Raw genomic sequence first — 23,020 nt, forward strand, 5'->3', positions numbered from 1 at the left:
CATTAATCGAAGGGCTTCTTTTCGTCCTCGGCTTCCTCCTCTATGTCTAGTTCGGGTATCGTGTTCACCAGCTCCGCAAACTCGTCGATGTTAGGGAGCAAAAAAGCCCTACATCTAACGTCGTGATCAACCGCGTTTATTACGGTGTTTAGCACAACAAAGGTCGCAGGACCTGACTCCGTCTGTTTCTTCAGATGGTCGGCGACCGCCTCCGCGTCTCCGTCGAACACCGTCGGGGTGGTTATCTCTATCTTTTTTCCAAGCATGTCGGCTATACCGTCGACGAAGCCGCTTGTCATCACGTTTCCTATCTCCTGTACGACCATTCCGTGATCCTCCCCGTACTCGTCGGGAAGACTTCCCATCATAAACTGTGAGACTTCCGCCGCTTCCTCGGGCGAGAACGTCACCGCGAAGACGCCGTTAGGAGGATCCTGTAGACCACAGTAGACACAGACAACCTCGCCCTCACCGTCGTCGGATATCTCCTCCGACACGCCTTCCTTGAGGAACCTTAGCTTCTTTACCTCAACCTCCATCGGCTCCGAGGTCATCGCCGAAAGGTTCTCGGCGACGGTTTCTGAGCTGTTCTCCATCACTTCGTTGAACCGCGCAAGATTTGTTACGTTTATCTCTGGTTTCATAGTTCATTTACCTCCACCACCGGGACTATCTCCCCTCTCCCAAGTATAGCTGTTCCGCTGAACTCCTCCACGTGCGCAAGGAAGCCTTCGAAGGGCTGTACAACTATCTCCTGTTGTCCGTAGACCTCGTCACATCTTATGCTTGCTTCCCTCACCGAGTCCCTGATATGGAGGATCATGTCCTTGTCTTCTGTTCCGTTGCCACCGTCCGCCGAGAACTTCTTGGGCAGGCTGAGGATAGGTCGTGGCTCGTCGTCGACCACACAGACGGTTCTCCCGCGCACAGTTTTGAGTTTAGCGCCCTTCGCTGACTCTATCGCGTCAACGGTATTCGTCGGAACCGCATACCTCTTGTCCCCCACGCCGACGAGGAGGGCTTGAACCACAGCCACATCTACAGGAAGCGTGAGCGTAGTGACGGTTCCCTCTCCCGGTGACGACGAGACGGAGACGTTCCCGTCGTTCGAGAGAACTTCTTCCTTCAGAGCGCTCATTCCTACACCCCTACCGCTCGTGCCCGTGACATCCTCCTTCGTGGAGAGTCCGCTCTCAAACACAAGGTCATACGCCTCCTCGTCGGACATACCCTCAGCCTCGTCTTCGGTTAATACCCCCTCTTCGACCCCCTTCCTTCTCAGCTCATCCGGGTTCATACCCGCGCCGTCGTCGCGTATCCGTATCTCGACCCTGTCACTAAACCTTTCTGCCTCGATTACCACCGTTCCCCTACGGGGCTTCCCGGCATCGACCCTCTCTTCCGGCATCTCGATACCGTGATCCACCGAGTTCTTGAGGAGGTGAACGATGGGATCCTTGAGGTCTTCGAGTATGCTTCTGTCCAGCTCTATCTCCTCACCCTTGACCTCGAAGTCGACCTCCTTACCCGTCTCACGTGCAACGTCCCTAACGACACGCGGATACCTCCCCGTTATTTTCTTAAGCGGGACGAGGCGAGCCTGCATCACATCGTCGCGTAACCTCTCGGACAGCTTATCGAGCTTGTCCGCCGCCTTACGCACCCCCTCTAGATCGCCCTCCTCTGCGGCGTGTTGTATCTGTATCTTGTTGATAACAAGCTCGCTGACGTTGTTCATCATCCCGTCTAACCGGTCGACCCCGACACGGACGTTCTGTATCGCTACATCCTCCTCGGAACCTCCTTCTTCTCCACTATCCTCGGTGTCTTGACTGTCTTCGTCCTCCTCCATGACCGGGTTATCCTCTGTCTCCTCTACGCCACGGTCACCCTCTTCGGATCCACCATCCTCGTCCTCGGTGCTTACTTCGCTCTCATCACCGGTTTTCTCTTCCTTCTCTTCTGTCTCGTCCTTTTCGACGACCGATACCGACTCCGTCTTTCTGATCTCGGACGCATCCGGTGTAAAACCGGAAGGTACCTTGACCTCGACATCAAAGCCGCTGTCGTAGTCACCTTCCTCAACGCGGTCGCGTCCGGGTTCGGTTCCGACGACTGTTACCTCGTCGAAGTCGTCGATATCGTCGAGAGCAGCGGTTGCGGCAACCCCGGGGAACTCATCCTTTCTCATCCCGACGCGGAGGAGTCTCGTCACCTCCTTTGAGCCGTCTTTCTGTGAGGCACCGGCGGTCACGTTCAGTATACCTACCTCGTCCTCAACCACGGTCGCTGAAACGATCCCTTCCGTGGCGATGTCTGCCTCGTAGTCGGGGGGAGCGAAGCCGACGGCATTCAGGCTACCGTTTCCTTCTTCTTTCTCCACTATCTCTACCCCTTCGTCCCTGAGGGAGTCGAGAATACTGCTTTTCTCCGTGTCTTTACTGCGAAAGATAACCAGCTTCCTTTCCCTGCTATCCCCCTCGTCTTCCTGAACGTCCAACTCAGCCAACGCCTCTTCCCTGCTGTCAAAGACAGTTGTCGACTCAGCCTTGGGTAGAGGTAGGGAACTGACCCCTTGTTCCGACGGAAACTCGACCGCCACCGCGGATACCTCTCCCTCATCGGTGCCTAGACTGTTGCGGTCAGGAACCGTCCGAAACAGTTCGGCATCGTCTATATCCTCTATCTCACCGAGGGTTTCACGCCTCTGACCCGTCTCTTCGGAGAACTCCGCTACTACCACCTTTCTTTTCCCACCCTTTTCCACGTCCCCTCCCTCCGCCATCTCCGTTGCTTCCTCTGACCCGTCCCCATCAGCCCGCCGTCTGAGACCCCGCACAACCTCGTCGTATGACCCCGCTTCACCCTCAGCGCGTACGTCATCGAGACATTCCTCAAGAGCGTCTACCCCTTCGAACAGGTCGTCAACGACATCGGCGGTGGGTTCGACTTCGCCTGAACGTATCGCGTCCAGAACATCCTCCATCGCGTGGGCAACTTCGCTTGCGTTTCCGAACCCCATAGCCGCGAAGCTACCTTTTACGGTATGTGCCGTCCTGAATACCTCCTCTACAACCTCGTCATCCCCCTCACGTTCGAGATCCAGGAGCGAGTTGCTGAGGCTGACTATATCTTCCTCCGTCTCCGCCACGAAGGCTTCCATCCTGTCACTCATGCTTCTCCCCCTATCTGTCTGAGGATCTCATTAGGAATCTTCTCCGGCGGCAGTATCTCGTCTGCATTACCGTCCTCAACCACCGACCCGGGTATCCCGTATACAGCACACGTCTCCTCGTTCTGGGCTATGACCGTTCCTCCTTTTCTCTTCAGCCTGTCGGCACCGCGAGCGCCGTCTGAACCCATACCTGTCAGGACGACTGCGTAGGCGTCTTCCTCTACGTACCGTGCCGCACTTCTTAACGTAACGTCTATTGCGGGCATAACGTTGTTAACCTCGGTCTTGTTGTCGACCGCCATCGGTGTCGAACCCTTGTAGTGATTCTTAAATAGGAGATGTCCGTCCCCCGGTGCCACGGCACACTCGCCGGGTTCAAGCACGTCTCCGTCAGAAGCCTCGTAAACGTTGAGATCCGTCCTTTCATCGAGCCTCTCCGCCAGCCTTCTGGTGAAGACCTCCGGCATATGTTGTACGACAGCTACACGGATACCCGTGGTAGATGGCAGTCCTTTGAGTACCGACTCGACAACGCCGGGACCCCCTGTGCTTGCGCCTACGACAACCACCGCCTCGGATGCGTCGACCCCCTCGTCCTCGACTGACGGCTGTATATCCTTGACGGTCTGTGGGCTCGCTCTTGCACCTTCCCGAACCTTCCGTGTAATCTCGTCCTCGACGGCGGTTATTCCCGGACCGTCGCCTCTCGGCTTCGAAACGAAGTCGACAGCGCCTTTTTCAAGGGCTTCGAGGGTGCGTTCGCTTCCTTCCACCGTGTGAGAACTGAACATCACAACAGGGGTAGGCTCCTCATCCATTATATCGTCGACAGCCTCTATACCGTTCCTTTCGGGCATCTCCACATCCATAGTCACCACGTCCGGTCTGTGCTCGATAACCTTCTCGACGGCTTCCTCACCGTTTCTCGCTTGGGCGATCACCTCTATGCCGTCTTTGCTCAGTATGTCCGATACGACGCTACGTATGAAACCCGAGTCATCGGCTACTACAGCCTCCATGGTTCATCCCACTACGTCCTTTATTTCGCTTACGACGCTCGGCTTCTCGAAAGGCTTCGTAATGTAGCCGTCCGCGCCTGCTTTTACAGCTTCCTTCATCTTTTCCTCCTGACCAACCGACGTACACATGATAACATTCGGACTTTCCGCTGTGTTCTTCACCTCTTGGGTTGCCTCGATTCCGTCCTTTATAGGCATCACTATATCCATCATTACTATATCCGCGTCGTGCTCCTCGTACTTCTCGACGGCTTCCACGCCGTTTTCGGCTTCGTCCACGACCTTGAACCCGTCCGTCTCCTCTAGTATTTCCTTCAGGAGCGTCCGCATGAACTCGGAATCATCTACCACAATTATTCTGTAACTCATTAAGAAACGTTCCGTCCTAAACGGTTTAAACTCACTCCCGATCGTATCACGTCTGATAACGAGGGTGTATCAGTTTACTCGTTCATCGCTTCGCTCGCCATGTTTCTACCTCTCGTTGTGAGGTCAACCTCCCGCCTGACACGTACCTCCTCAAGAACGCCTGCCTCTATGAGGCGCTCGTATATCTCCTCTATATCCCCGACCTCCTTGTCAAGAAAGTCAGGTATATCGAACGGCGAGACCCCGGAGTACAGTGCTACGAGGACACGCCTCTGGGTCTCGTCGAGTTCGACCGCGGTCTCGGTCTCCTCTAAGCCACGGCTAACGTAGCTACCCACGAACTCAGCAATACGTTTCTGTGATGAGATATGAGTTTCTACCGTAGAACCCTCTTCCGACGTGTGCTCCACCTCCAAGACGCCGCTTTTTTCGCCTTTCACGGATCGTGTCGTAGCTTCGAATGCGCTTACGTCGTCAAGCTCCACCGAGACTAGCTTTCCCGTCTCTAAGGCGAGTGCCAGCTCACCTTCGTCTGTCTTTAGCTTGCTACGCTCCCATTCCGTGTCTTGGACGACACCTCCCTCAACTGCAGGGCTTTTGACCAACACGTATCTGTGGTCAAGTACCGCGCCGAACACCGACCTTTCGAGATTTTCCGTGTCTTCCGAAGATGTCAGGAGTATTATATCGTTTCCGCCGTTGAGCGTGAGGCTAACGTAGTCGGAGACACCCGCTATCTTCTGGTTTACGTCGTACCTCCCGCCAACGTCTTCTATCTTTTCTAACGGAAGCTTCCTTTCTCCCTTGTTGCTAGCCAGTATGATTCTTTTGTTAGAAACAATAATACGTCCGTCTATCCAGCCGGAGTTGTTCATCTCTCTACCTTTTTTTACAGGCTGGACGAACTTTCCTATCTCATCGGCTATCTTGCGTTCTGAGCTACTCATTCCGGTCGTGTTCCATAATGTGCTCGACACGGCATATAGGTTACTCCTCGTTTATCAGATATGAGTTTCAGGGTCGTCGAGCTTCGAAAGAGCAGAAAAAGCCTTCTCCCGCACCGTATCGCTCTCGGTTCCGTCCACGAGATTCGACAGTACCTTTCCGGCTTTCTCCCCTCCGAGTTCGCCGAGTGCGAAAACAGCCATCTCCCTCGTGTCCTCTACTTCCGTTGCTTCGATCACCGCCTTCTCAGCCTTTGATCCACCTGTCTCGGCGAGTGAGTTTGCGGCGAACCGAGCCGTTGTCTCATCTTCGTCTCCCAGAGCCTCGATGAGACTGTTGACGATCCCCCCGGTTGGCTGAGAGACACGTCCTAAGAGCCATGCCGCGTTACGCCTCGCCGCCCTCTCATCGGCTCCAAGAACATCCGCGAGTGCCTCCGCTGTCCTTTCTCCCACAGCGCACTTTTCGGTGGCTTTAGCCGCCGACTTGCGTATCTCGTGACTCCTCTCCGTCGGCGCGTTCGACAGTGACTCCACGATGGAGAACGCCGCGGACAGACGAACGGGTTCATATCCGTCGCCAAGCATCTCTGCCTCCCTCCTGACGGCTCTTTCGGTTCCGAAGCTACCGAGCGAACTAGCCGCGGCTCTTCTGACGCTTCCGTTTTTATCCTCCGAAAGCTCCAGTACGACCTCTTCGGAGTCACCGAATTCGGCGTGTTCGGCGACGGCGTCCGCGACCGTTTCACGCACCTTTGGCGAAGGATCGTCGGACATGCTTATCAGTGCTTCAACGGCTGCAGGGTGGTCTGTCTCTTTGATCGTTCGCGCCGCCACCTCACGCACCTGCTTGTCGGGATCGTCGGCGGCGTCAACGAGAGCCTCGACCGCTCTTTTACCGTCAGCCGCCCCGAGGAGAAGGATCGACGCCGCTCGGACCGCCCTCTCATCCGAACGTTTACCTTCGACAGCGAGTGGCACAACGTCGTCGGCTCCGTCGTCCGAAACCACGTTCGCCAGTCCGTTCTTTTCGTCGAGCTTTTTTAATGAACCGACTGCGGCGATCCGAACCGATCTTGAGGAGTCGTTTGTAGCCGCCTCAACGAGTCCTTTGACTATCTCTCGTCCCGCGCTCTCGGGTATACGTCCAAGTATCTCTGCCGCTCTTTTCCGCACCGCCTCTTTGTCACTATCTCTTAGTACTTCGGCGATACCTTCTGTGTCCTTCTCGCGTTCAAGTTCGTACAGCGACATCTCTATCCCACCGTTATGAGCCCGTCTACCGCCCGTGCTGTTCCGATGCCTATGCCACAGCCAAGCCACGTGAGTGCCACGAAGTGGAGAGATGCGTTTGCCTTGTGTCCCCCGTCTATCGATCTTATCATAAGCGACGAAAAGATGGCGTTCAGCAGGACGACGACGAGTATGAGCATCCCTATCTGCTGTAAGTTGTATATACCCGGATAGAGTAGCTGTCCGAAACCCATTTCGGAGAGTTCGAAGTCGCTGGATACCTCGGTCAGGATCCTCACGATCTCCACGCCTAAGAAAAGCGCGAACGACATCGCCGCTGTCATTCCGTACAGGACTCCTATTATCGTTACGGTCATCCGTTTTCTGTTTTCCCGGAGATTGAGGGCGACGCTGAAGTTCTCGCTTATGAGTTCGCCCAGATGCCGCGGGTCGCCCCCCATCTCGCGCCCCACGAGGTACATGCTACTAAACTTCTGTATAAGATACGAGCCACACTCGTAGGTGAACCGTTTCCACGCACCGCTCGGCTCTATACGCATGTTGAGGCGTTTGTACAGGTTGTTTATTTCCGGAGTAAGGTTACCAAAATCTTTCTTGCGCAGATCCTTGAGGACATCGGTTGTCGTCGTCTGTTTCGCGCTCTCGACCGAGCCGAGTCCACGTACGAACTCCGGGAAAACTTCGTCCCGCTTGGTTACACCTTTCTCCAGCCTTCTTATCAGAATCCCGGGTATTAGGAAAGGCGAAACCGCCACCGCGAGGTACATCGGCATCGGATACTGACCGAATGCGAAAGGAGCCACCCCGAAGTAGACCCCGACGACGCCCGCGGCAAGACCGAAAGACACCACTACCGCTACGGCGACAGTCCGCCGGATAGTCTTCGACGCATCGGTCTTCGTCTCATCGGGTATGTACCAGACGGGGTCGTGTGGCACCGTCACTGAGATCGCGTACAGGAAACCCATCTGTATAAATCCAAATATGACGACGACGACGGCTACGACGATAGTCGGATCCGTGTCGGTGAGTATCGGAAGTATCACCGCAAATACCATACCAAAGGATGTTGAGAGTACCATCGACAGGTACAGATCCTTGAGCACGTCAAGGTTGTCCAGCTCCCCGTTGTACATCGTGACGTACTCGTCCAGCATGTTCTCCTGTTCCCTCACCAGAAACGAGTTGAGTTCACGTCCCGCCCGCATCGTATACGCCAGCCTGTCCAGAAAGTCCGACATCATGTCGCTAGGAACCTTTTTTGACCGCCTTTTGCAGGCGTCGTCCAGGCTCTGGTTCCATGTCTCAACTATCTCTATGATACGTCGGGTCTCTTTCGCTATCTCACCGTACTCCTCCTCCTTCGAAAGCTCACGGAAGACCTCGACCCTGTCTATGTTGGTGGTCGATAGCACCGTCATATGGGTGAGATAGATGTGGAACTTTTCGTTTATCTCTGTCTTCCTACTCTCTAACGAAACCTTCGGATACACGACCGCGACGATGATCGCGAATATCCCAAGCAGAGAGAGTAGCGCTGAGATTATCGCCGCGGGCTGGATGAATATGACGGCACCGACGATCAGCAGGAAGAAGAAGAACAGCGGCAGAACCACGAAACCCAGGTACCGTCTAGCCCCCATCTCCATCTCACGGTACGCGGAGACGATCTCTTCCACGGATCCTGAAATCCCCGTACCTTTCTCGTTCTCTGCGGACATCTTTCACACCTCAAAAGGTAGCCCATCGGTTCCGTCCCTTTGGTAACCCTCTATCGCCTCGTTGACCTCATGGTATCCGAGTATGTTCTCTTCTATCGCCCTCTCGATAATACGTGCGCGGTGTTGGAGGTCATCGTATATCTTACGCGTGTCCTCGTACCCGAGTAGCTTGGCTATACGCTCCTCAAGGACGTATGAGTTGTTGACACCCTGAAAGACTATCTCGTCTTGGGCGGGATCCCAGTAGAACGACTGCCGTGTCACGACGCCGTCCATCTCCTCCGAGTATCCCTCTATCTCTTGGACGCTCGTCACTCGGCGGAGTATCTCGTCCTCGCGTTTAACTCGGTTCTGGAACAGGGCGACATCACAGTTATCCATGAAAGTCTCGGGGACGTTTATCGGATCCCCTGTAAACCTCTGTATCATAGAGACGATGTCCGATGCGTGGAAGGTCAGCATCACCGGGTGCCCTGTCTGTGCCGCCTGAAACGCCATACGACCTTCCTCTCCCCGAACCTCACCGACGACGATGTAGTCGGGTCGTGAACGGAGCGCGGCGGCGACGAGATCAAACATATCGACGTCTGAGCTACCCTCTCCTGAACCCTCACGTGTCAGAAGCTGTTGCCAGTTGTCGTGTGGGGGCATGACCTCGGCGGTGTCTTCCGCCGTGTATATCTTGTGGTCACGAGGAACAAACGAAAGCATAGAGTTTAGCGTCGTCGTCTTACCCGAAGCCGTCTCCCCGACGACGAAAACCGTCTGTTCGTTTTCGAGACAGAGCCAGAGGTACGCGGCAAGTTCGGGCGATAACGTCCCCCACTTGGTAATCTGGAGTATCGAAAGCGGTACGCCTTCGTCCTGACGTATCGTGAGCGACGGACCATCAAGGCTCACGTCGTCGGAGTAGATTATATTGATACGCGAACCGTCCGGAAGGGTTGAGTCGACTATGGGATCGGAGTCACTCACGGGGTCACCGATACGCTCGCCCATGTTACGTAGCCATGTGTCGTACTTCTCCGGGCTGTCGAACTTCACGTTCGTATTGAGCATCCCGAAGACCTCATTATCGACGTAACATCTCTCAGGACCTATGACGTGTATATCCTCGTTTGTATCGTCCCGCATCACCGGTTCGAGCGGACCCAACCCCACTATATCGCGGTTGAGTCTGTAACGTATCGCCTCGTACGTGTGTCCGTCGACGGGTTCCCCGGATACCGAGTTCACGATGGGTTCGAGCCAGGGTGCGTACTCCGTCATCTTCGCGCCTATCCCCCCATCGCCGCGCCGGAGTATCTCATCAAGGAGTTCCTCTATTCTGTCGTCGTACTCTGTCTCCTCGTCCGGGGCGGGCTGACTGACGCTTATATCGAGGAGCTTACGTCGGACGCGCTCGAACAGACTCCTCTGGTCGTTTCCTATCTCAGGTTCGACGGCGTAGTACTTGGTATCGCGTCCGAAGTCCCCGTAGACGTGACAGAACACGGGTCCACCGACAGGGTAGATGACGTTAGGGTTACTGACCTCGTGCTGTGGGGTGAGTTCGTCTATCATCATAGGGAACTCCCCGGCTATCTGTTTGAACTTCTTGAGGTGGTCGCGGAGGTGTGGATGCTTCGCCGCCCTCCTCCTGAGGTCATCCGATATCTTTTTACTTCCGTGCTCTGTCATGCTGGATTACGCGACCTCTCTGCTCTCTATCACGATGCCTATACCTGACCTGACCGAGTAGCCTATGTGGTCGCCCACCTGACCCCCCATACCTGCGAAACGTTTTACCGCCATATGCCTCCGAACGTCACTTCCCACCTCGACCATCTCTAACTCGAAGTACCCGTCGGCTATCGCCCTGAACGGGCCGATTGCGTCGCCGTCAACGGTCGATGGGTCGACAGTAAGGACGATGGTCTTGCCCTGTGAAGCGATGTCTCGGAAGAAAGAGACGATCTCCAGAGCCGCCTGTCTTTCCTCGTTGTTACGGACAAGTGCGTCGAACTTGGGGTCGTTCCGAAGTATGGCGTCGAACGTGTCTATGATGACCACGTCAGCGTTCCAGACCGCCTCCGCCTCCATCAGTCTCTTTAGTAGCTCCTTTCTATCACCTTCATCACCGCCCGATAGCTTCCCTTCCGTGTCTATATCGGCGTGGAGGTAAAGAAGATCCTCGTTTAGGAGATGGCTCTCGGTGTCGTACGAGAGCGAATGCATCTGATCGATAAACCCTCCCACGTCTAACTCCGTTGAGATAAGCGTCACAGAGTATCCTTCCTCGCACAGCCCATACGTGAACCTCTGGGATAGCGCACTTTTACCCGCCCCGTAGTTACCTTCCATCAGTACTATGCTTCCTTGGGGTAGTCCGCCACCCAGTTCGTTGTTCAGCCTGTCGTGATCCTCCATTCCAAGCGGGTATAGCTTTGATCCTTTCTGGCTCATGTTCTGAACTTGAAGACCTCCTTGTTTCCGTTCACCGTGACAACCGCCCTGTGGTCGCCGCTGTCAAGTGAAGTTCCTTCCGCAGTCAGCCTGATGACTTCGCCTTCTGCCCAGACGTCAAGGCTAGTGCTCACGACATTCACGGTTATGTTGCCGGCATACTTCCCATCCACGACCACGTTGATGTTCTCTTCGCTCGCACGTAAGTCGCCGGAACCCGTGTTCTTTACAAGCAGTGTTACGTTACCGTCCTCGTACACAATGCCGCGCCCGGGGTCACTTATAACAGAGATATCGGTTCTTACAGTCTCGGATAGCCCTTGACCTTGGCTGGTGACCGCACTGCTGACGTCGTTGACCGTCGTCACTAATGCCCCTGCTACCCCGACCGCTACCCCTATCGAGGCTATGAATATTACCATGTGGGAGACGCTGACCCCTGCCATCAGCCGTCCACCTCCTTCACCCTCGAAACCCCGTTTCCGGTCACGACCTCGACAGACTCTACCATCCCGGTTGAGTTGCCGGTGAAGCTGATCTTCTCACCAGGTAGCCAGAGCGAACTTTTCCTTGCTCCGACGACCTGTACCCCCCTATCCGGCTTGAGATTCCCGTCCACAAGGAGGTTGAGCTTGTCGATTGAAAGGGTTGTACTGCCCATGTTGGTTGCGTTTACGGTGACCTTAGACAGTGTCTTGTTGTACTTAGCGTCGGTCACGTTGATATACGTGTTTTTCTGACCTAGCATATCAGACGTCCTTTGGTTCCAAGAGTTACTCAGCTCCGAACCCGTTGTCTGAGCGGCAGACAGTACTATCCCGACACTTATGACTATGCCGAGGAATATAACCGCCGTTGAACCGCTTACGCTGAATCCCATGTTATACCGCGCTTTCCACCACTTCTCTGCCGTCGGCTCCTCCTTCGAGACGCGAGACGTACCTCAGGCTTTCGAGATGTGAGTCCATCCCTACCGAAGAGGGAGCGCTACTACTTATCGAGACGTCTTCTTCCTCTACCTCCGGGTGTCCCAACATGAAGCTCTTGAGTTCCTCCCCCGCCTCGTCTCCTATCCAGTCGATCTCCACGTAGTAGTTTATCGACCTGACACAGTCTTCTACGCCGGCTTCTTCTATCAAAAACGTAACCCACTCCATTACCAGTGCGTCCGACGCGTACCCTCGGGGAAGGCTCTCTAGCTTCACCCTTTCGTCTGTGTATATTCTTTCTATTTCCTCCTCGACTTCATCGTTGTCCTCCTGTGTCGGCTTTGTCGCCTGTTCTGTCTCCGCCTCCTGCTCTGTCTCTGACTTCTCTTCCGTGTCATCTTCAGTTTCGGCGTCCGGCTCGCCCGGCTCTGTCCCCTCTTCATACTCCTCTTTGAGCTCATCAAAAGATACGTCTTCTTCGTCTTCTTCGGAAGAGTCCTCTTCCTTTTCCTCGTACTCCTCCTTGAGTTCGTCGAAGCTCGCGCCTTCTTCATTCTGTGTATCCATGTCTTCCTCCGTCTCCTGTTCAAACTCGTCGTCCTCGAAGAAGCTCTCGGCGTCGGCATCGGTTACTTCGTCGCTTCCGGGTGCCGTCTCAGACTTATCCTTTGTGTCGAAGAGGTCGAACCCGTCTCCTGCTGATACGGAGTCCCCGTCTGCGAACGGGTTTACTCCCCGCGTCACCATCTCGTATATCTCTAGGAGGCTCCTGACGTTTTCCTCTATATCGTCGATCTGTTCGCCTATCTCCTCGTTCTCACTTTTCACCGTCGAGACGGTTGAGGACATCTCCATAACCTCGTCCTCTATCTCGTCGACGCGTTCCTCTATCTCAAGAACCGAATCGTCCCCGCCGCCGAAGTCATCGTCCCATTCGTCGTCTCCTCCTCCACCGGAGAACCCTTCGTCTTCACCGGAGAGCTCTTCCTCGGAACCCCCTCCGAAGAAGTTTTCCTCTTCATCCTCGTCCTCCGGCGACCTCTGACTGTCGTCGGTGAGGCTGTCTAGGACACTCATTATTCCCATCTTTCACCTCCGTTACCTGTGTCTCCGTCGTTTTCGGTCATAGCTCTCTGTGTATAGATGCCCTATTTGATATAAAAAGTTTTCCCAGGTAGTATCATCCCTGATAACGGTCAGAGGTTATCAGTATAATATGTTCACGCGTGTCCGCGAGCGCCTGAGGGGTGAAAGATGGTACATACAGCTGAAACACGTCCGCGAGTATTACCCCGTATACTCCGTCTTACCCGCCGTTTATCGGCGCTGATAATTTTGCCCCCGGGTTTATGAGTTAGAACAGTATTTCCAAATATGATGTGTCCGTCACAAGCGGACACCGGGAGAAAACGAATGAGAAACAAGAAAACCATAGAAGATAGCAAAGGTCAGGTTGGAATCGGAACCCTGATCGTGTTCATCGCGATGGTACTTGTCGCGGCTATCGCGGCGGCGGTTCTCGTGAACACGGCAGGGTTTCTCCAATCGCAGGCGGAACAGACAGGTCAGGAGGCGACGGCGCAGGTCTCCGACAGGGTACAGTCGGTAAGTGCCAACGGTACGGTCACAGGGTCAAGTACGATAGATGATCTGAAGGTCGTCGTATCGAAGTCACCTGGTGCCGGGAACGTCAACTTAGCGAACGCGACGATACTGTTTGACGGACCCACCGAAACACAGACACTCACCGTCAGCTCCGCTGACGTCGGAACCATAACCGACGCAGGCGGTACGTCGCCGGTACTTTCCGATGACTCCGACAGGTTCGTCTTGACGGTTAACGAGCCGGAGGTGCTGGAGCCCGGTGAAGAGGCACAGCTGACACTAATCTCTGAGTCAGGTGCCGAGTCTACCGTCTATCTCACGGCACCTGAGACACTCGCGGAGTTCAGCGCCGACGACAGCGTCAGCCTATCGAGGTAATAAAAGATGAGAAACAAGAAAACCATAGAAGATAGCAAAGGTCAGGTTGGAATCGGAACCCTGATCGTGTTCATCGCGATGGTACTTGTCGCGGCTATCGCGGCGGCGGTTCTCGTGAACACGGCAGGGTTTCTCCAGTCGCAGGCGGAACAGACAGGTCAGGAGGCGACGGCGCAGGTCTCCGACAGGATGCAGGTCGTCAACGTCGTTGCCCCTAACAATGGTAGCGCCGCTCCGGGCTCCGGTAACAGCTACAACATAACCGTCTCGAAGGCATCGGGATCCGGGCAGATAAACATAAGCGCCTCGACGCTTAGGTTCAGCGGCGGCGGAACCGTGACCACCGTCGATATTGGAGACGCGAGCAGTAGCATAACCGAGCTAACCGGGTCAAGCGGTAACGACGTGATTGAGGACAGGGAGGACAGGTACACCATCTCCCTGCCAGCCTCTGAGGTGTCTTCGGTATCGGCAGGAGAGTCGGCGGATATCACGCTGGTGACACAGTCCGGCGCGGAGACGACCGCCTTCCTCTCGGCGCCCGAGAACCTGGAGAGTGGCGACGACGTGGTTCTGTCCAGGTAAAACCCCCTTACTCTTATTTTCCTGCGGAAGTTAGGATGGTTATGGAGCCGGATCCCGATGAGGACACGGAAGCGCTTCCGAACTCGGACAAGGGCGTACTCTCGCCACAGGATCTCGAACCCGACAAGAACTACTCCGTCGAGATAGACGACGGAAGGTACGTTGTCTCCTCGACCGGGAAGCCCGATGTCGGATCCGCCGATGAGAGCGAACTCGAAGACCACGACTCGGGTCGCTCCACACCGAACCGCTCTGCATCGGAGGAACCGACGGCTGAGGATCCCTTACCCAACTCGGAGTACAGCTACAGTATAACGCTTTCAGTAGAGGGAAACAGGCTTGAAACTACTGTGGCGCATGATGACGTATCCGACTCGTTTGCCCAGTACGTCGCGGCGTACGTTGATCTCCTCTCCGAGGATACTCCAAAGGATGAGGCTATAGGGCTTCTTTTACACGCCTCCTCTGTCGATGTGAAGATCCCTTCCGCGGCACTTGAAGAAGCCGTTAGATCCCTCGAGGTGTCTAAGGATGACTCAGTCGAGAACCTGATAGAAGCGGCGCGTGACTCCGGCGGCTTCCCCCTCAGATCCGAATGACCCCCGACGAATATGACTCCGTCCGGGTCGGGGATGAGGTGATAGCCGACGACGTTGAGGTAGCCGACGGCTTCGTTTCGCGCGCAGTCGGTCTTATGTTCTGTTCCCCCGTAGACGACGGCTACGCGCTCGTCTTCGAGTTCGGGAGCGAACGCCGCGTCGGTCTCCATACTGTCTTCGTACGTTTTCCTATAGACGCCGTCTTCCTCGACGCCGACGACCGCGTCGTCTCCGTCCGGCGTCTCCGTCCGTGGTTAGGATACGCCGCCGAACCCGCATCGACCGTCGTCGAACTCCCTGCGGGTGGCGCGGACGGCGTCGAGGAGGGCGACGTTCTCGTCTTCGACCAAGTATAACCGAGTAATATAACAAGATTGTAGTGGCTTGTAGACGAAACACCGACATGGAGTTTAGCGACCAACTTCTCGAAGAAGGCTCGGAGATATGGGAGGCGCAGAAACAGCATCCGTTCGTGGTCGAACTCGCACGCGGCGAACTCGACGAGGACGCCTTCCTTCACTGGGTCAGACAGGACTACAGGTACCTGCTCGACTACGCGCGCGTCTTTGCGGTCGCGGGGGGTCGGGCACGCGACGAGGAGACTATGACGCGTCTCGTCGGGACAGCGCACACGATACTCGACTACGAGATGGAGCTACACCGTGGCTTCGCTGACGACTACGGTCTGTCGCGCGACGAACTTGAGTCGACGACCAAGGCACCGACGTGTGTAGCGTACACCAACTACCTCCTGCGTGTCGCACACGAGGGTTCTCTCGCCGAGATCTCCGCGGCGGTATACCCGTGCGGGCAGGGATACCTCGACGTTGCGCGCCGTATGGACGAACTCGCCGACGGCGAAAACCGTTACACGCCTTTCATAGACAAGTACACGAGCGACGAGTTCGTCGAAGCCGTCGGCTGGATGCGAGAATTCGTCGACGACTGTGCCGAACGTTACCCCGGCGAGCGCGAGGCGATGCGCGACGCCTTCGTCCGTTCTGCGCGCCTCGAACACGCCTTCTGGGGGATGTGTTACACGCAGGAGGGCTGGGACGTATGACGTTCACCGAACGTCTGCGTAACGGGTCGGCGTGGAAGGACGCGACACGTCACCGTTTCGTCGAGGGGTACCGCGACGGAAGCCTTGACGACGGTGTCTTCCGCAACTATCTCGTCGACGACTACGCCTTCCTCGAAACCGGTGCGCGCGTAACCGCGCTCGCCGTCGCCGACGCCCCCACGATGACGGAGATGTCGCGTCTCACCCAACAGTTAGGCGTCCTGACGGGCGGTGAGAACGACTACTTCGTACGCGCATTCGACGAACTCGGCGTCTCCGACGACGTGTACGAGAACCCCGACCTCCACCCGACGACGGAGGCTTTCGTCGACTTCATGCACCGCGTCGCGCGCGAGGACGGCTACGAGGAGACGCTCGCGTCTATACTCGCCGCCGAATGGGTCTACCTCGACTGGTGCGCGTACGCCGCCGAAGCCGACCACGACCGGTGGTACCTCGACGAATGGGTTGAGATACATACCGTCGAAGCCTTTGCGGGGTACGTCGACTGGCTCCGCTCCGAACTCGACGAACGCGGACGCCGTCTTTCCGACGACCGCGGTGACCGTGTCGGTGAGGTGTTCGCGCGTACAGTAGAGCTTGAGGCGCGTTTCTTCGACGCCGCGTACCGGTAGCGGTGAGCGTACCGTACCGTACTCATGCGCGAACGCGCACAACCCGCGCGTGATCCATCAGTTTCATACAGTCGCGGAACGTATCGCGCGTATGGTCAACAGAGACCCGTCAAAGGTGGACGAGGAAACCGTCCCTGAGACAGGCGAACCCGTTGACAGGGAGTCGTACGACAACCTCCTCGCGGGCGTCTATACGACGGACGAGGACGGCGTCTGGAAGCTTGAGGTACGCGACTGGGCGAACCGTGTCGTCGAGGCGACTGTGTACGACAAGGGAGCCGACGGTACCGAGGAACGCGGCGGCGTCACGTTCACGCGTCTCAACACGCCGGAGGAGATGGAGGACGAGCCGTATCTGAAGGAACTCCTGAGCCAGCGCGTCAACGAGCTAAAAGAGGAACCGGCTGTCGAAGCCAAATAACAGCACATATAACGGATACGACCAACATTATCTTCAAGCACAGATGAGCCAAGACAGACGCGTCGATTCCTATGACAGGGGGCGTATCGAGGACGTCGGCAGGTGGAAGGACTGGGCTAAGCACAAGCCCGGTATGTGGGCGTTCTACCTACACCGTTTTACGGGTCTCGTGCTTTCGTTCTACCTCGTCATGCATCTCACGGTGCTCGGAACCGGCTTCTGGCTGGGACATACGGAGTACACCGAGATCATACACGGTCTGGAGTCGCTGTTCATCGTCAAGCTGTTGGAGGTCGGTCTTTTCGCCGCCTTCGTCTTCCACGCCCTCAACGGGGTACGTATAGTGATGTTTGACATGACGATCGGGCTGGACGTTCAGGAACAGCTGTTCTACCTGAGCATAGCGCTGAGCTTCGCGGTCGTAATGGTCGGCGTACCGTTCTTCCTACTATAACAATGAGCACACAGAAACCATCAAAGACGGCAGGCTGGAACTGGTTCCTCCAACGCGTAACAGGCGTGGGTCTCGTCGTACTCCTCGGCTTCCATTTCGCGGTCGAGCACTTCATAGTCGGCGCGGCGAACGTTACGGCGGGAAACACGGTGGAGCGTATCACGAACGGGCTTATACAGGGCGACCACGTACTCGGACAGATAACGATCAACATGCCCGCCTTCCTCTACCAAGCCACAGCTATCTCGCTACTCGGCTTCTCCGTCTTCCACGGCATGTACGGCGTCTACAACGTACTTATGGAGCAGGATACGCTCAGGGCGTACGAGAAGCCCATCAAGTACTTCTTCATAGTATTCAGCGCCGCACTGTTCGTACAGGGTATACTGATCTTCCTCGCCTTCTTCGAGCCTTTCTGGCAGGTCTACGACCCAAGGTGATAAAACATGGCAACGACACAAGAGACACAGAGATCCGAACCCGCGACAGCGGAGGGCAAGGCAGAGCTTGACGTCTTCAGGTACATACCTGAGGAGGACGACGAACCCCATACTGAGACGTACGAGATAGAGACGTTCGAGGGCATGACGGTACTCGACGCCCTCATAAAGATACGTGACGAACAGGACTCGTCGCTGACGGTACGCCACTCGTGCCGTATGGCACGTTGCGGTAGCGACGCCGTCTATATAAACGGTACACAGAGGCTCGCGTGCAACACGCAGGTTAGCGAGCTTAGCCAGCCGATAGACGTCGAACCCCTACCACGTTTCGATGTTATACGTGACCTCGTCGTCGAGATGAACGAGTTCTACGACCGTATGGAGAGCGTAGAGCCGTGGTTCCAGCCAGACCACGAACCCGAGACGGGCGAGGAGTACCTACAGTCGCCTGAGAACCGTAAGAACATAGACACGGTGCTCGACTGCATCTGGTGCGGCGCGTGCACGTCGTCGTGTTCGCCCGCGGCGACCGACTCCGACTTCCCCGGACCCGCGGCGCTCGCGAAGGCGTACAGGTTCTACAAGGACGAGCGCGAGGGCGAGGAGACGCGTAAACGACGCCTCGAAATGCTCGAAAGCTCGCATGGTATCTACAGATGCCACACGCAGTTCAACTGCACCGAGGTCTGTCCCAAGGGTATCTCGCCGACTGAGGCGATCATGGAGATGTCGCGCGACGCCGTCAAGGAAAAGCTAAGATTCTGGAGATAGTAGAAAACACCACGAAAAAACATGAAAAAGCACGATGTTCTCATAGTCGGTGCCGGCGGTGCTGGTCTACGCGCCGCCGTCGCCGCACACGAAGCGGGCGCTGACGTTGCGATGGTCACCAAGCTCCATCCGGTGCGCTCACATACGGGCGCGGCGGAGGGCGGTATCAACGCCGCTCTGAAGGAGGAGGACGACTGGAAGGATCACGCGTACGACACCGTCAAGGGTAGCGACTACATCGGCGACCAGGACGCCATAGAGACGATGACCGAGGAGGCTCCCAAGGAGGTCATCAACCTCGAAAACATGGGTATGGCTTTCTCGCGCGACGAGAACGGGCGCGTCTCACAGCGCGCGTTCGGCGGTCTGTCGTTCCCGCGTACGACGTACGCGAGCGACAAGACGGGGCATATGCTCCTCCACACGATGTACGAGCAGGTGATGAAACGCGGCGTAACCGTCTACGACGAGTGGCACGTTACCAACGTCGTCCGTGACAACGGTAAGTGTCACGGCGTCGTCGCGTACGACATACAGTCCGGCGAGATGGAGGGCTTCACAGCGGGAGCGACCGTCTTCGCCACGGGCGGCATGGGTCAGGTCTTCGAGCATACGACGAACGCCGTCTCGTGCACCGGCGACGGTATGAGCATGGCGTACCGCGCGGGTGTGCCGATGGAAGACATGGAGTTCGTTCAGTTCCATCCCACGACGTTACCATCGACGGGTATACTGATCACCGAGGGCTGTCGTGGCGAGGGCGGTATACTGTACAACAACAAGGGTGAGCGGTTCATGTACGAGTACGGCTACGCGCCCAACGACGGCGAACTCGCCTCGCGCGACGTCGTCTCGCGCGCCGAGCTTACGGAGGTTCAGGAGGGGCGTGGCTTCGCCGACGACACTGTACACCTCGACCTGACGCATTTCGGCGAGGAGAAGATAGAGGAGCGCCTCTCACAGATTCTCGAACTCGCGCGCGACTTCGAGGATGTCGATCCCGTGACCGAACCCATTCCGGTCAAGCCCGGACAGCATTACTCGATGGGCGGTATCGCGTGCAACGCCGACGGCGAGACGGAGCTTCCGGGTATGTACGCCGTCGGAGAGGCGGCTTGTGTCTCCGTCCACGGCGCGAACCGTCTCGGAGGTAACGCCCTGCTCGAACTCGTCGTATTCGGTAGACTCGCGGGCGAGCACGCCGCAAACAACCATCTCACGAACGTCTCGACCAAGTCTGTCGAGGAAGCCGTTAAGGATGAGCGCGCGCGTATCGACTCGCTCATGGACGGAACGGGCGAGCACCAGTCGGAGATACGTCAGGATGTGCAGGATATAATGACCGAGAAGGTCAACGTCTTCCGCGACGAGGAGGGTCTGATGGATGCGCTCGAAACGATACACGAGGCGCGCGAACGTTACCAGAACGTCAACGTCAAGGATACCTCGCATACGTTTAACACGGATCTGACACAGACCATCGAGCTACGTTCGATACTCGACGTCGCCGAGGCGGTTACCCTCGGTGCTCTCGAACGTACGGAGTCGCGGGGCGCACACTGGCGTTACGAGAATCAGGAGCGTAACGACGACGACTGGCTGAAGCACACGATGGTCTACCACACCGACGATGGTCCCACCGTCGAATACGAGGACGTTGAGATCAAGGAGTACAAGCCCAAGGCGCGGTCGTACTAACCCTCCTTCTCAAAGAGTACGTCCGCGGTGAGAGACATAACGACCTCTCCGTCGCGTTCTCGTGCCGTCTCCTGCTCGTAACGTACCATACCTATCGCGTCGTTCCATGACTCCTTCTCGATCGTCTCGATCGTGACGCGTAACACGTCGCCCGGACGTACGGGTTCGTGCCACCGTACTGTGTCGACGCCCGTCGCGCCGACGACGGCGTACCTTTCGAGGAAGCTATCCACGAGAAGACGCATCGACACCGCGGCGGTGTGCCATCCGCTCGCAACGAGACCGCCGAAGAAGGTTTGGCGCGCCTCGTCCTCGTCGGTGTGCATGCGCTGAGGGTCGTACTCGCGCGCGAAGCCGACTATCTCGTCCTTCGTGACCTCGTGCGTCCCCGTCGTCCATCCGTCGCCCACCTCTATGTCGTCGTAGAACTTCGTCATGCGTCAAGGTTTTCCGCGCCGACGGCTAAGTCTTACTATGGCAAAGAAGGTCACGTGTGACATCTGCGGCGACGACGTATTCCTTGAACCCGAGGAGACGGAGTCCCACCGCGGAGGGAGCGTCGGCAAGATAGGCGTGACGGAGTACGAGGACGGCAGACCCAAGCATTTCTGCCGCGAACATCTGACGTTCTGAACCGCGCGTAGGACGTACGACGGCTCCGATGGCTTAGAGACGTGAGATAGTCGGCGCGCCTGCCGTCGTGTCAGAGACGTACGACGGTTCCGACGAGTTCGTCGCCACGTACGCCCCACTCGATCTGTCTGTCCTTCCCGTCGTCGACCTCAAGAACATCGGCGACCTCCTCGGGGAACGAGAAGCATATCATCTCTGTTCCCTTTCCGATGTTCTCTATCTCTACGGTACGGTCAGTCGGCGCATCGAAGATACGTGGCGTCGCCACGACAGCAAAGTCGTCGCCGTCGGGTTCGAGGTAGACCGCCATCTCGTCGCCTTCCTCGATGTTGAGCGTCCGTGTGTGGCTACCTGCGAGATGCGCGCGCACCTTCTCGTTTACGTTGTCCTCGACGAGACTCGTACGCACCGTGTCCTCTACTTCGTCGTCCATACGTCCGTCCTCCATCACGCCCACGACCTTTCCGTCCTCCATCCGCCAGTCAACGTCACGGTGTTCGACGCCGAGACCGACGGCGACCTCGCGCGGTATATGTATGTTGCCGTCGGGCTGTATCACACTGTGACGTACGTCCTCGCCGCCCGCCGACGGGTCGAGTTCGAGCCTCAACGACTCGTGGTCGGCTCCGTACGTGACACCGAAGTACTTCTTGTCGTCGAGGTTGAGCGCGTTCCCGAACCTCTCGGAGGTTTCGAGCACGAAGCCGTCCTCCTCGACCTCCTGCACACCGTCCATCTTGTCGCGTAAGGCGTCCGCCGCCCCGTCGTCCTCTCCACCCGTGTCACCGAAACCGTCCAGACGGCTCACGAAACGTTTCTGCTTGGGAACCATGAAGACGTCGTCCATCACCATATGCTCCGAAAAGCCGTTGGCGTCGGCGGCGGCGCGTTGAGAGAGCGTGACGGCGCGTCTCTCGGCGTTAGACATCTCCAGACGGTCGGCGAGGCTCAGGATTATGTTCTTCGCTCCCCCGACCACCAAGACCTCGTCGTCCTCGTGGACGGCGTAAAGGAACGACGGCGACTCGTCGTCCTTCACGCTCGTTCCGTCCTCTCCGCGTACAGCCTTCTTGTCGATAACCGGGAAAGCCATAGCGCCGACCTCCTGAAAACGTTTCACACCGTCCTCAACTTCGTCGCGCGACAGATCGACCTCCTTTGCGGTCTTCTTCACCACCGCGGGGTCCGCGGGCATCACAACTTCGGTCTCGCGTTCTTCCGAACCGCCTCCCGTCAGCTTATCCTTTACTCTGTCGAGTACCATCTTGTCGTCCTTCTTGTTAAGCGCCCCACCGACATAAATCCCTGTGCGCAACCCAGAGGTTTTGGCTCCAAGACACGTACATCCGGCATGAGCGTGACCGGCGTCTGCTACATCTGTTCGTCCCCTGCCAACCACACCTGCGGATCATGCGGTGGTACCGTATGCGACGAACATTACGACACCTCATCGGGGTTCTGTGTCCGGTGCGTCGGAGGACGGAGCTACGGATGAGGCTCGGCTCGCGGACGGCGACCGCGATCGTTGTCGGTCTATTTACCGTCGCCGTCAGCGTCGCAGTCGCCGTCTACTTCGACGTCCTGTTCCTCTTCCTACTCGTGCCTTTCGTCCCCCTTCCTGTTCGGCGACGACGAAAGCGCCGTCCGTGAGTGCCCCGTCTGCGGCTTCCGTACGCGCGACGAGGGCTACGAATACTGCCCGCGCGACGGTGAGGAGCTACGCCAGCTCTATCAGGAATGATAAGAGCGGGGCTGTGTTTATATGTAACTCCGCCTAAACTGTGAATGTAAGACGCGCGGGACAGTCCCCGCCTGCGCGTCTACGCCGCTCCCACCCGGCGGCGTTGAGGTCACCTCTGCGAAGACGTTTCAGACGCGT

At 56.8% G+C, this 23,020-nt stretch carries 27 protein-coding genes; 13 read left to right on the forward strand and 14 right to left on the reverse strand.

Annotated features, from left to right (window positions below; translation table 11 throughout):
* Positions 1-2 precede the first annotated feature (2 nt).
* From EGH25_RS03500 to EGH25_RS03555, 12 genes are all read right to left on the reverse strand, one after another.
* The gene (locus EGH25_RS03500; protein ID WP_266086249.1) at positions 3-596 is read right to left on the reverse strand and encodes a chemotaxis protein CheC; all 594 of its coding nucleotides are present in this window, start codon (positions 594-596) and stop codon (positions 3-5) included.
* Between the two features lie 44 nt (positions 597-640).
* Positions 641-3,175 carry a chemotaxis protein CheA gene (locus EGH25_RS03505; protein ID WP_266086251.1) on the reverse strand — a complete coding sequence of 845 codons (2,535 nt, stop codon included), beginning with the start codon at positions 3,173-3,175 and terminating at the stop codon, positions 641-643.
* The gene (gene cheB, locus EGH25_RS03510) at positions 3,172-4,194 is read right to left on the reverse strand and encodes a chemotaxis-specific protein-glutamate methyltransferase CheB (RefSeq protein WP_266086253.1); all 1,023 of its coding nucleotides are present in this window, start codon (positions 4,192-4,194) and stop codon (positions 3,172-3,174) included. The genes EGH25_RS03505 and cheB overlap by 4 nt, the downstream gene beginning before the upstream one ends.
* Before the next feature lie 3 nt (positions 4,195-4,197).
* Positions 4,198-4,563 carry a response regulator gene (locus EGH25_RS03515; protein ID WP_266086255.1) on the reverse strand — a complete coding sequence of 122 codons (366 nt, stop codon included), beginning with the start codon at positions 4,561-4,563 and terminating at the stop codon, positions 4,198-4,200.
* Between the two features lie 74 nt (positions 4,564-4,637).
* Positions 4,638-5,510, reverse strand: coding sequence for a CheF family chemotaxis protein (locus EGH25_RS03520; protein ID WP_266086256.1), 873 nt, complete (start codon positions 5,508-5,510; stop codon positions 4,638-4,640).
* Positions 5,511-5,564: 54 nt separating this feature from the next.
* Positions 5,565-6,761: a HEAT repeat domain-containing protein gene (locus tag EGH25_RS03525; protein WP_266086257.1), complete on the reverse strand. Its 1,197-nt coding sequence runs from the start codon at positions 6,759-6,761 to the stop codon at positions 5,565-5,567.
* Positions 6,762-6,763: 2 nt separating this feature from the next.
* Positions 6,764-8,482 (reverse strand): archaellar assembly protein FlaJ, encoded by a 1,719-nt coding sequence (flaJ, locus tag EGH25_RS03530; protein ID WP_266086258.1) that lies wholly within the window; start codon positions 8,480-8,482, stop codon positions 6,764-6,766.
* A gap of 3 nt (positions 8,483-8,485) precedes the next feature.
* Positions 8,486-10,162 (reverse strand): type II/IV secretion system ATPase subunit, encoded by a 1,677-nt coding sequence (locus tag EGH25_RS03535; protein WP_266086260.1) that lies wholly within the window; start codon positions 10,160-10,162, stop codon positions 8,486-8,488.
* A gap of 6 nt (positions 10,163-10,168) precedes the next feature.
* Positions 10,169-10,927: an archaellum protein ArlH gene (gene arlH / locus EGH25_RS03540; protein WP_266086261.1), complete on the reverse strand. Its 759-nt coding sequence runs from the start codon at positions 10,925-10,927 to the stop codon at positions 10,169-10,171.
* Positions 10,924-11,373 carry an archaellum stator protein ArlG gene (gene arlG, locus EGH25_RS03545; RefSeq protein WP_266086263.1) on the reverse strand — a complete coding sequence of 150 codons (450 nt, stop codon included), beginning with the start codon at positions 11,371-11,373 and terminating at the stop codon, positions 10,924-10,926. The genes arlH and arlG overlap by 4 nt, the downstream gene beginning before the upstream one ends.
* Positions 11,373-11,807, reverse strand: coding sequence for an archaellum stator protein ArlF (gene arlF, locus EGH25_RS03550; RefSeq protein ID WP_266086264.1), 435 nt, complete (start codon positions 11,805-11,807; stop codon positions 11,373-11,375). The genes arlG and arlF overlap by 1 nt, the downstream gene beginning before the upstream one ends.
* Before the next feature lies 1 nt (position 11,808).
* Positions 11,809-12,942 carry a FlaD/FlaE family flagellar protein gene (locus EGH25_RS03555; RefSeq protein ID WP_266086266.1) on the reverse strand — a complete coding sequence of 378 codons (1,134 nt, stop codon included), beginning with the start codon at positions 12,940-12,942 and terminating at the stop codon, positions 11,809-11,811.
* Positions 12,943-13,269: 327 nt separating this feature from the next.
* On the opposite strand from EGH25_RS03555, the gene EGH25_RS03560 reads away from it, so the two are divergent.
* From EGH25_RS03560 to EGH25_RS03610, 11 genes are all read left to right on the forward strand, one after another.
* Positions 13,270-13,839 (forward strand): archaellin/type IV pilin N-terminal domain-containing protein, encoded by a 570-nt coding sequence (locus EGH25_RS03560; RefSeq protein WP_266086268.1) that lies wholly within the window; start codon positions 13,270-13,272, stop codon positions 13,837-13,839.
* 6 nt (positions 13,840-13,845) lie between these two features.
* Positions 13,846-14,424 carry an archaellin/type IV pilin N-terminal domain-containing protein gene (locus EGH25_RS03565; RefSeq protein ID WP_266086270.1) on the forward strand — a complete coding sequence of 193 codons (579 nt, stop codon included), beginning with the start codon at positions 13,846-13,848 and terminating at the stop codon, positions 14,422-14,424.
* 41 nt (positions 14,425-14,465) lie between these two features.
* Positions 14,466-15,023 (forward strand): DUF7500 family protein, encoded by a 558-nt coding sequence (locus EGH25_RS03570; protein ID WP_266086272.1) that lies wholly within the window; start codon positions 14,466-14,468, stop codon positions 15,021-15,023.
* On the forward strand, positions 15,020-15,379 hold the full coding sequence (locus EGH25_RS03575; RefSeq protein WP_266086274.1) for a DUF192 domain-containing protein: 360 nt from the start codon (positions 15,020-15,022) through the stop codon (positions 15,377-15,379). The genes EGH25_RS03570 and EGH25_RS03575 overlap by 4 nt, the downstream gene beginning before the upstream one ends.
* Before the next feature lie 47 nt (positions 15,380-15,426).
* Positions 15,427-16,086 carry a thiaminase II gene (gene tenA, locus EGH25_RS03580; RefSeq protein WP_266086276.1) on the forward strand — a complete coding sequence of 220 codons (660 nt, stop codon included), beginning with the start codon at positions 15,427-15,429 and terminating at the stop codon, positions 16,084-16,086.
* Positions 16,083-16,721, forward strand: coding sequence for a TenA family protein (locus EGH25_RS03585; protein WP_266086278.1), 639 nt, complete (start codon positions 16,083-16,085; stop codon positions 16,719-16,721). Before tenA ends, EGH25_RS03585 begins: the two co-directional genes overlap by 4 nt.
* A 91-nt stretch (positions 16,722-16,812) precedes the next feature.
* Complete coding sequence (locus tag EGH25_RS03590) at positions 16,813-17,142, forward strand: hypothetical protein (protein WP_266086279.1); 330 nt, start codon at positions 16,813-16,815, stop codon at positions 17,140-17,142.
* Positions 17,143-17,185: 43 nt separating this feature from the next.
* Positions 17,186-17,596 carry a succinate dehydrogenase, cytochrome b556 subunit gene (gene sdhC / locus EGH25_RS03595; protein ID WP_266086280.1) on the forward strand — a complete coding sequence of 137 codons (411 nt, stop codon included), beginning with the start codon at positions 17,186-17,188 and terminating at the stop codon, positions 17,594-17,596.
* Positions 17,597-17,598: 2 nt separating this feature from the next.
* Positions 17,599-18,036 carry a succinate dehydrogenase/fumarate reductase transmembrane subunit gene (locus tag EGH25_RS03600; protein WP_266086281.1) on the forward strand — a complete coding sequence of 146 codons (438 nt, stop codon included), beginning with the start codon at positions 17,599-17,601 and terminating at the stop codon, positions 18,034-18,036.
* A 6-nt stretch (positions 18,037-18,042) separates the two neighbouring features.
* A complete protein-coding gene (locus tag EGH25_RS03605; protein ID WP_266086282.1) occupies positions 18,043-18,810 on the forward strand; it encodes a succinate dehydrogenase/fumarate reductase iron-sulfur subunit in 768 nt (255 codons plus the stop codon).
* 21 nt (positions 18,811-18,831) lie between these two features.
* Positions 18,832-20,508 (forward strand): FAD-binding protein, encoded by a 1,677-nt coding sequence (locus tag EGH25_RS03610; protein ID WP_266086283.1) that lies wholly within the window; start codon positions 18,832-18,834, stop codon positions 20,506-20,508.
* Here the strand turns inward: EGH25_RS03610 and EGH25_RS03615 are convergent.
* The gene (locus tag EGH25_RS03615; protein ID WP_266086284.1) at positions 20,505-20,945 is read right to left on the reverse strand and encodes a MaoC family dehydratase; all 441 of its coding nucleotides are present in this window, start codon (positions 20,943-20,945) and stop codon (positions 20,505-20,507) included. The two genes, EGH25_RS03610 and EGH25_RS03615, sit on opposite strands and share 4 nt — an antisense overlap.
* 37 nt (positions 20,946-20,982) lie before the next feature.
* Between EGH25_RS03615 and EGH25_RS03620 the strand changes: the two genes are divergently transcribed.
* Positions 20,983-21,141 carry a hypothetical protein gene (locus tag EGH25_RS03620; RefSeq protein WP_266086285.1) on the forward strand — a complete coding sequence of 53 codons (159 nt, stop codon included), beginning with the start codon at positions 20,983-20,985 and terminating at the stop codon, positions 21,139-21,141.
* A 70-nt stretch (positions 21,142-21,211) separates the two neighbouring features.
* Here the strand turns inward: EGH25_RS03620 and EGH25_RS03625 are convergent, their stop codons facing one another.
* Complete coding sequence (locus tag EGH25_RS03625) at positions 21,212-22,405, reverse strand: hypothetical protein (RefSeq protein ID WP_266086286.1); 1,194 nt, start codon at positions 22,403-22,405, stop codon at positions 21,212-21,214.
* Between the two features lie 227 nt (positions 22,406-22,632).
* On the opposite strand from EGH25_RS03625, the gene EGH25_RS03630 reads away from it, so the two are divergent.
* The gene (locus EGH25_RS03630) at positions 22,633-22,791 is read left to right on the forward strand and encodes a hypothetical protein (protein WP_266086287.1); all 159 of its coding nucleotides are present in this window, start codon (positions 22,633-22,635) and stop codon (positions 22,789-22,791) included.
* The last annotated feature ends 229 nt before the right edge of the window (positions 22,792-23,020 follow it).

This window comes from Halorutilus salinus, from assembly GCF_026242195.1.
Lineage (GTDB): Archaea > Halobacteriota > Halobacteria > Halobacteriales > Halorutilaceae > Halorutilus > Halorutilus salinus.

What these genes read in the sequence shown, in the direction of transcription:
- EGH25_RS03500 (WP_266086249.1), bottom strand. Translation starts at nt 596, where the DNA reads ATGGAGAACAGCTCAGAAACCGTCGCCGAGAACCTTTCGGCGATGACC.
- EGH25_RS03505 (WP_266086251.1), bottom strand. Translation starts at nt 3,175, where the DNA reads ATGAGTGACAGGATGGAAGCCTTCGTGGCGGAGACGGAGGAAGATATA.
- cheB (WP_266086253.1), bottom strand. Translation starts at nt 4,194, where the DNA reads ATGGAGGCTGTAGTAGCCGATGACTCGGGTTTCATACGTAGCGTCGTA.
- EGH25_RS03515 (WP_266086255.1), bottom strand. Translation starts at nt 4,563, where the DNA reads ATGAGTTACAGAATAATTGTGGTAGATGATTCCGAGTTCATGCGGACG.
- EGH25_RS03520 (WP_266086256.1), bottom strand. Translation starts at nt 5,510, where the DNA reads ATGAGTAGCTCAGAACGCAAGATAGCCGATGAGATAGGAAAGTTCGTC.
- EGH25_RS03525 (WP_266086257.1), bottom strand. Translation starts at nt 6,761, where the DNA reads ATGTCGCTGTACGAACTTGAACGCGAGAAGGACACAGAAGGTATCGCC.
- flaJ (WP_266086258.1), bottom strand. Translation starts at nt 8,482, where the DNA reads ATGTCCGCAGAGAACGAGAAAGGTACGGGGATTTCAGGATCCGTGGAA.
- EGH25_RS03535 (WP_266086260.1), bottom strand. Translation starts at nt 10,162, where the DNA reads ATGACAGAGCACGGAAGTAAAAAGATATCGGATGACCTCAGGAGGAGG.
- arlH (WP_266086261.1), bottom strand. Translation starts at nt 10,927, where the DNA reads ATGAGCCAGAAAGGATCAAAGCTATACCCGCTTGGAATGGAGGATCAC.
- arlG (WP_266086263.1), bottom strand. Translation starts at nt 11,373, where the DNA reads ATGGCAGGGGTCAGCGTCTCCCACATGGTAATATTCATAGCCTCGATA.
- arlF (WP_266086264.1), bottom strand. Translation starts at nt 11,807, where the DNA reads ATGGGATTCAGCGTAAGCGGTTCAACGGCGGTTATATTCCTCGGCATA.
- EGH25_RS03555 (WP_266086266.1), bottom strand. Translation starts at nt 12,942, where the DNA reads ATGGGAATAATGAGTGTCCTAGACAGCCTCACCGACGACAGTCAGAGG.
- EGH25_RS03560 (WP_266086268.1), top strand. Translation starts at nt 13,270, where the DNA reads ATGAGAAACAAGAAAACCATAGAAGATAGCAAAGGTCAGGTTGGAATC.
- EGH25_RS03565 (WP_266086270.1), top strand. Translation starts at nt 13,846, where the DNA reads ATGAGAAACAAGAAAACCATAGAAGATAGCAAAGGTCAGGTTGGAATC.
- EGH25_RS03570 (WP_266086272.1), top strand. Translation starts at nt 14,466, where the DNA reads ATGGAGCCGGATCCCGATGAGGACACGGAAGCGCTTCCGAACTCGGAC.
- EGH25_RS03575 (WP_266086274.1), top strand. Translation starts at nt 15,020, where the DNA reads ATGACCCCCGACGAATATGACTCCGTCCGGGTCGGGGATGAGGTGATA.
- tenA (WP_266086276.1), top strand. Translation starts at nt 15,427, where the DNA reads ATGGAGTTTAGCGACCAACTTCTCGAAGAAGGCTCGGAGATATGGGAG.
- EGH25_RS03585 (WP_266086278.1), top strand. Translation starts at nt 16,083, where the DNA reads ATGACGTTCACCGAACGTCTGCGTAACGGGTCGGCGTGGAAGGACGCG.
- EGH25_RS03590 (WP_266086279.1), top strand. Translation starts at nt 16,813, where the DNA reads ATGGTCAACAGAGACCCGTCAAAGGTGGACGAGGAAACCGTCCCTGAG.
- sdhC (WP_266086280.1), top strand. Translation starts at nt 17,186, where the DNA reads ATGAGCCAAGACAGACGCGTCGATTCCTATGACAGGGGGCGTATCGAG.
- EGH25_RS03600 (WP_266086281.1), top strand. Translation starts at nt 17,599, where the DNA reads ATGAGCACACAGAAACCATCAAAGACGGCAGGCTGGAACTGGTTCCTC.
- EGH25_RS03605 (WP_266086282.1), top strand. Translation starts at nt 18,043, where the DNA reads ATGGCAACGACACAAGAGACACAGAGATCCGAACCCGCGACAGCGGAG.
- EGH25_RS03610 (WP_266086283.1), top strand. Translation starts at nt 18,832, where the DNA reads ATGAAAAAGCACGATGTTCTCATAGTCGGTGCCGGCGGTGCTGGTCTA.
- EGH25_RS03615 (WP_266086284.1), bottom strand. Translation starts at nt 20,945, where the DNA reads ATGACGAAGTTCTACGACGACATAGAGGTGGGCGACGGATGGACGACG.
- EGH25_RS03620 (WP_266086285.1), top strand. Translation starts at nt 20,983, where the DNA reads ATGGCAAAGAAGGTCACGTGTGACATCTGCGGCGACGACGTATTCCTT.
- EGH25_RS03625 (WP_266086286.1), bottom strand. Translation starts at nt 22,405, where the DNA reads ATGGTACTCGACAGAGTAAAGGATAAGCTGACGGGAGGCGGTTCGGAA.
- EGH25_RS03630 (WP_266086287.1), top strand. Translation starts at nt 22,633, where the DNA reads ATGAGGCTCGGCTCGCGGACGGCGACCGCGATCGTTGTCGGTCTATTT.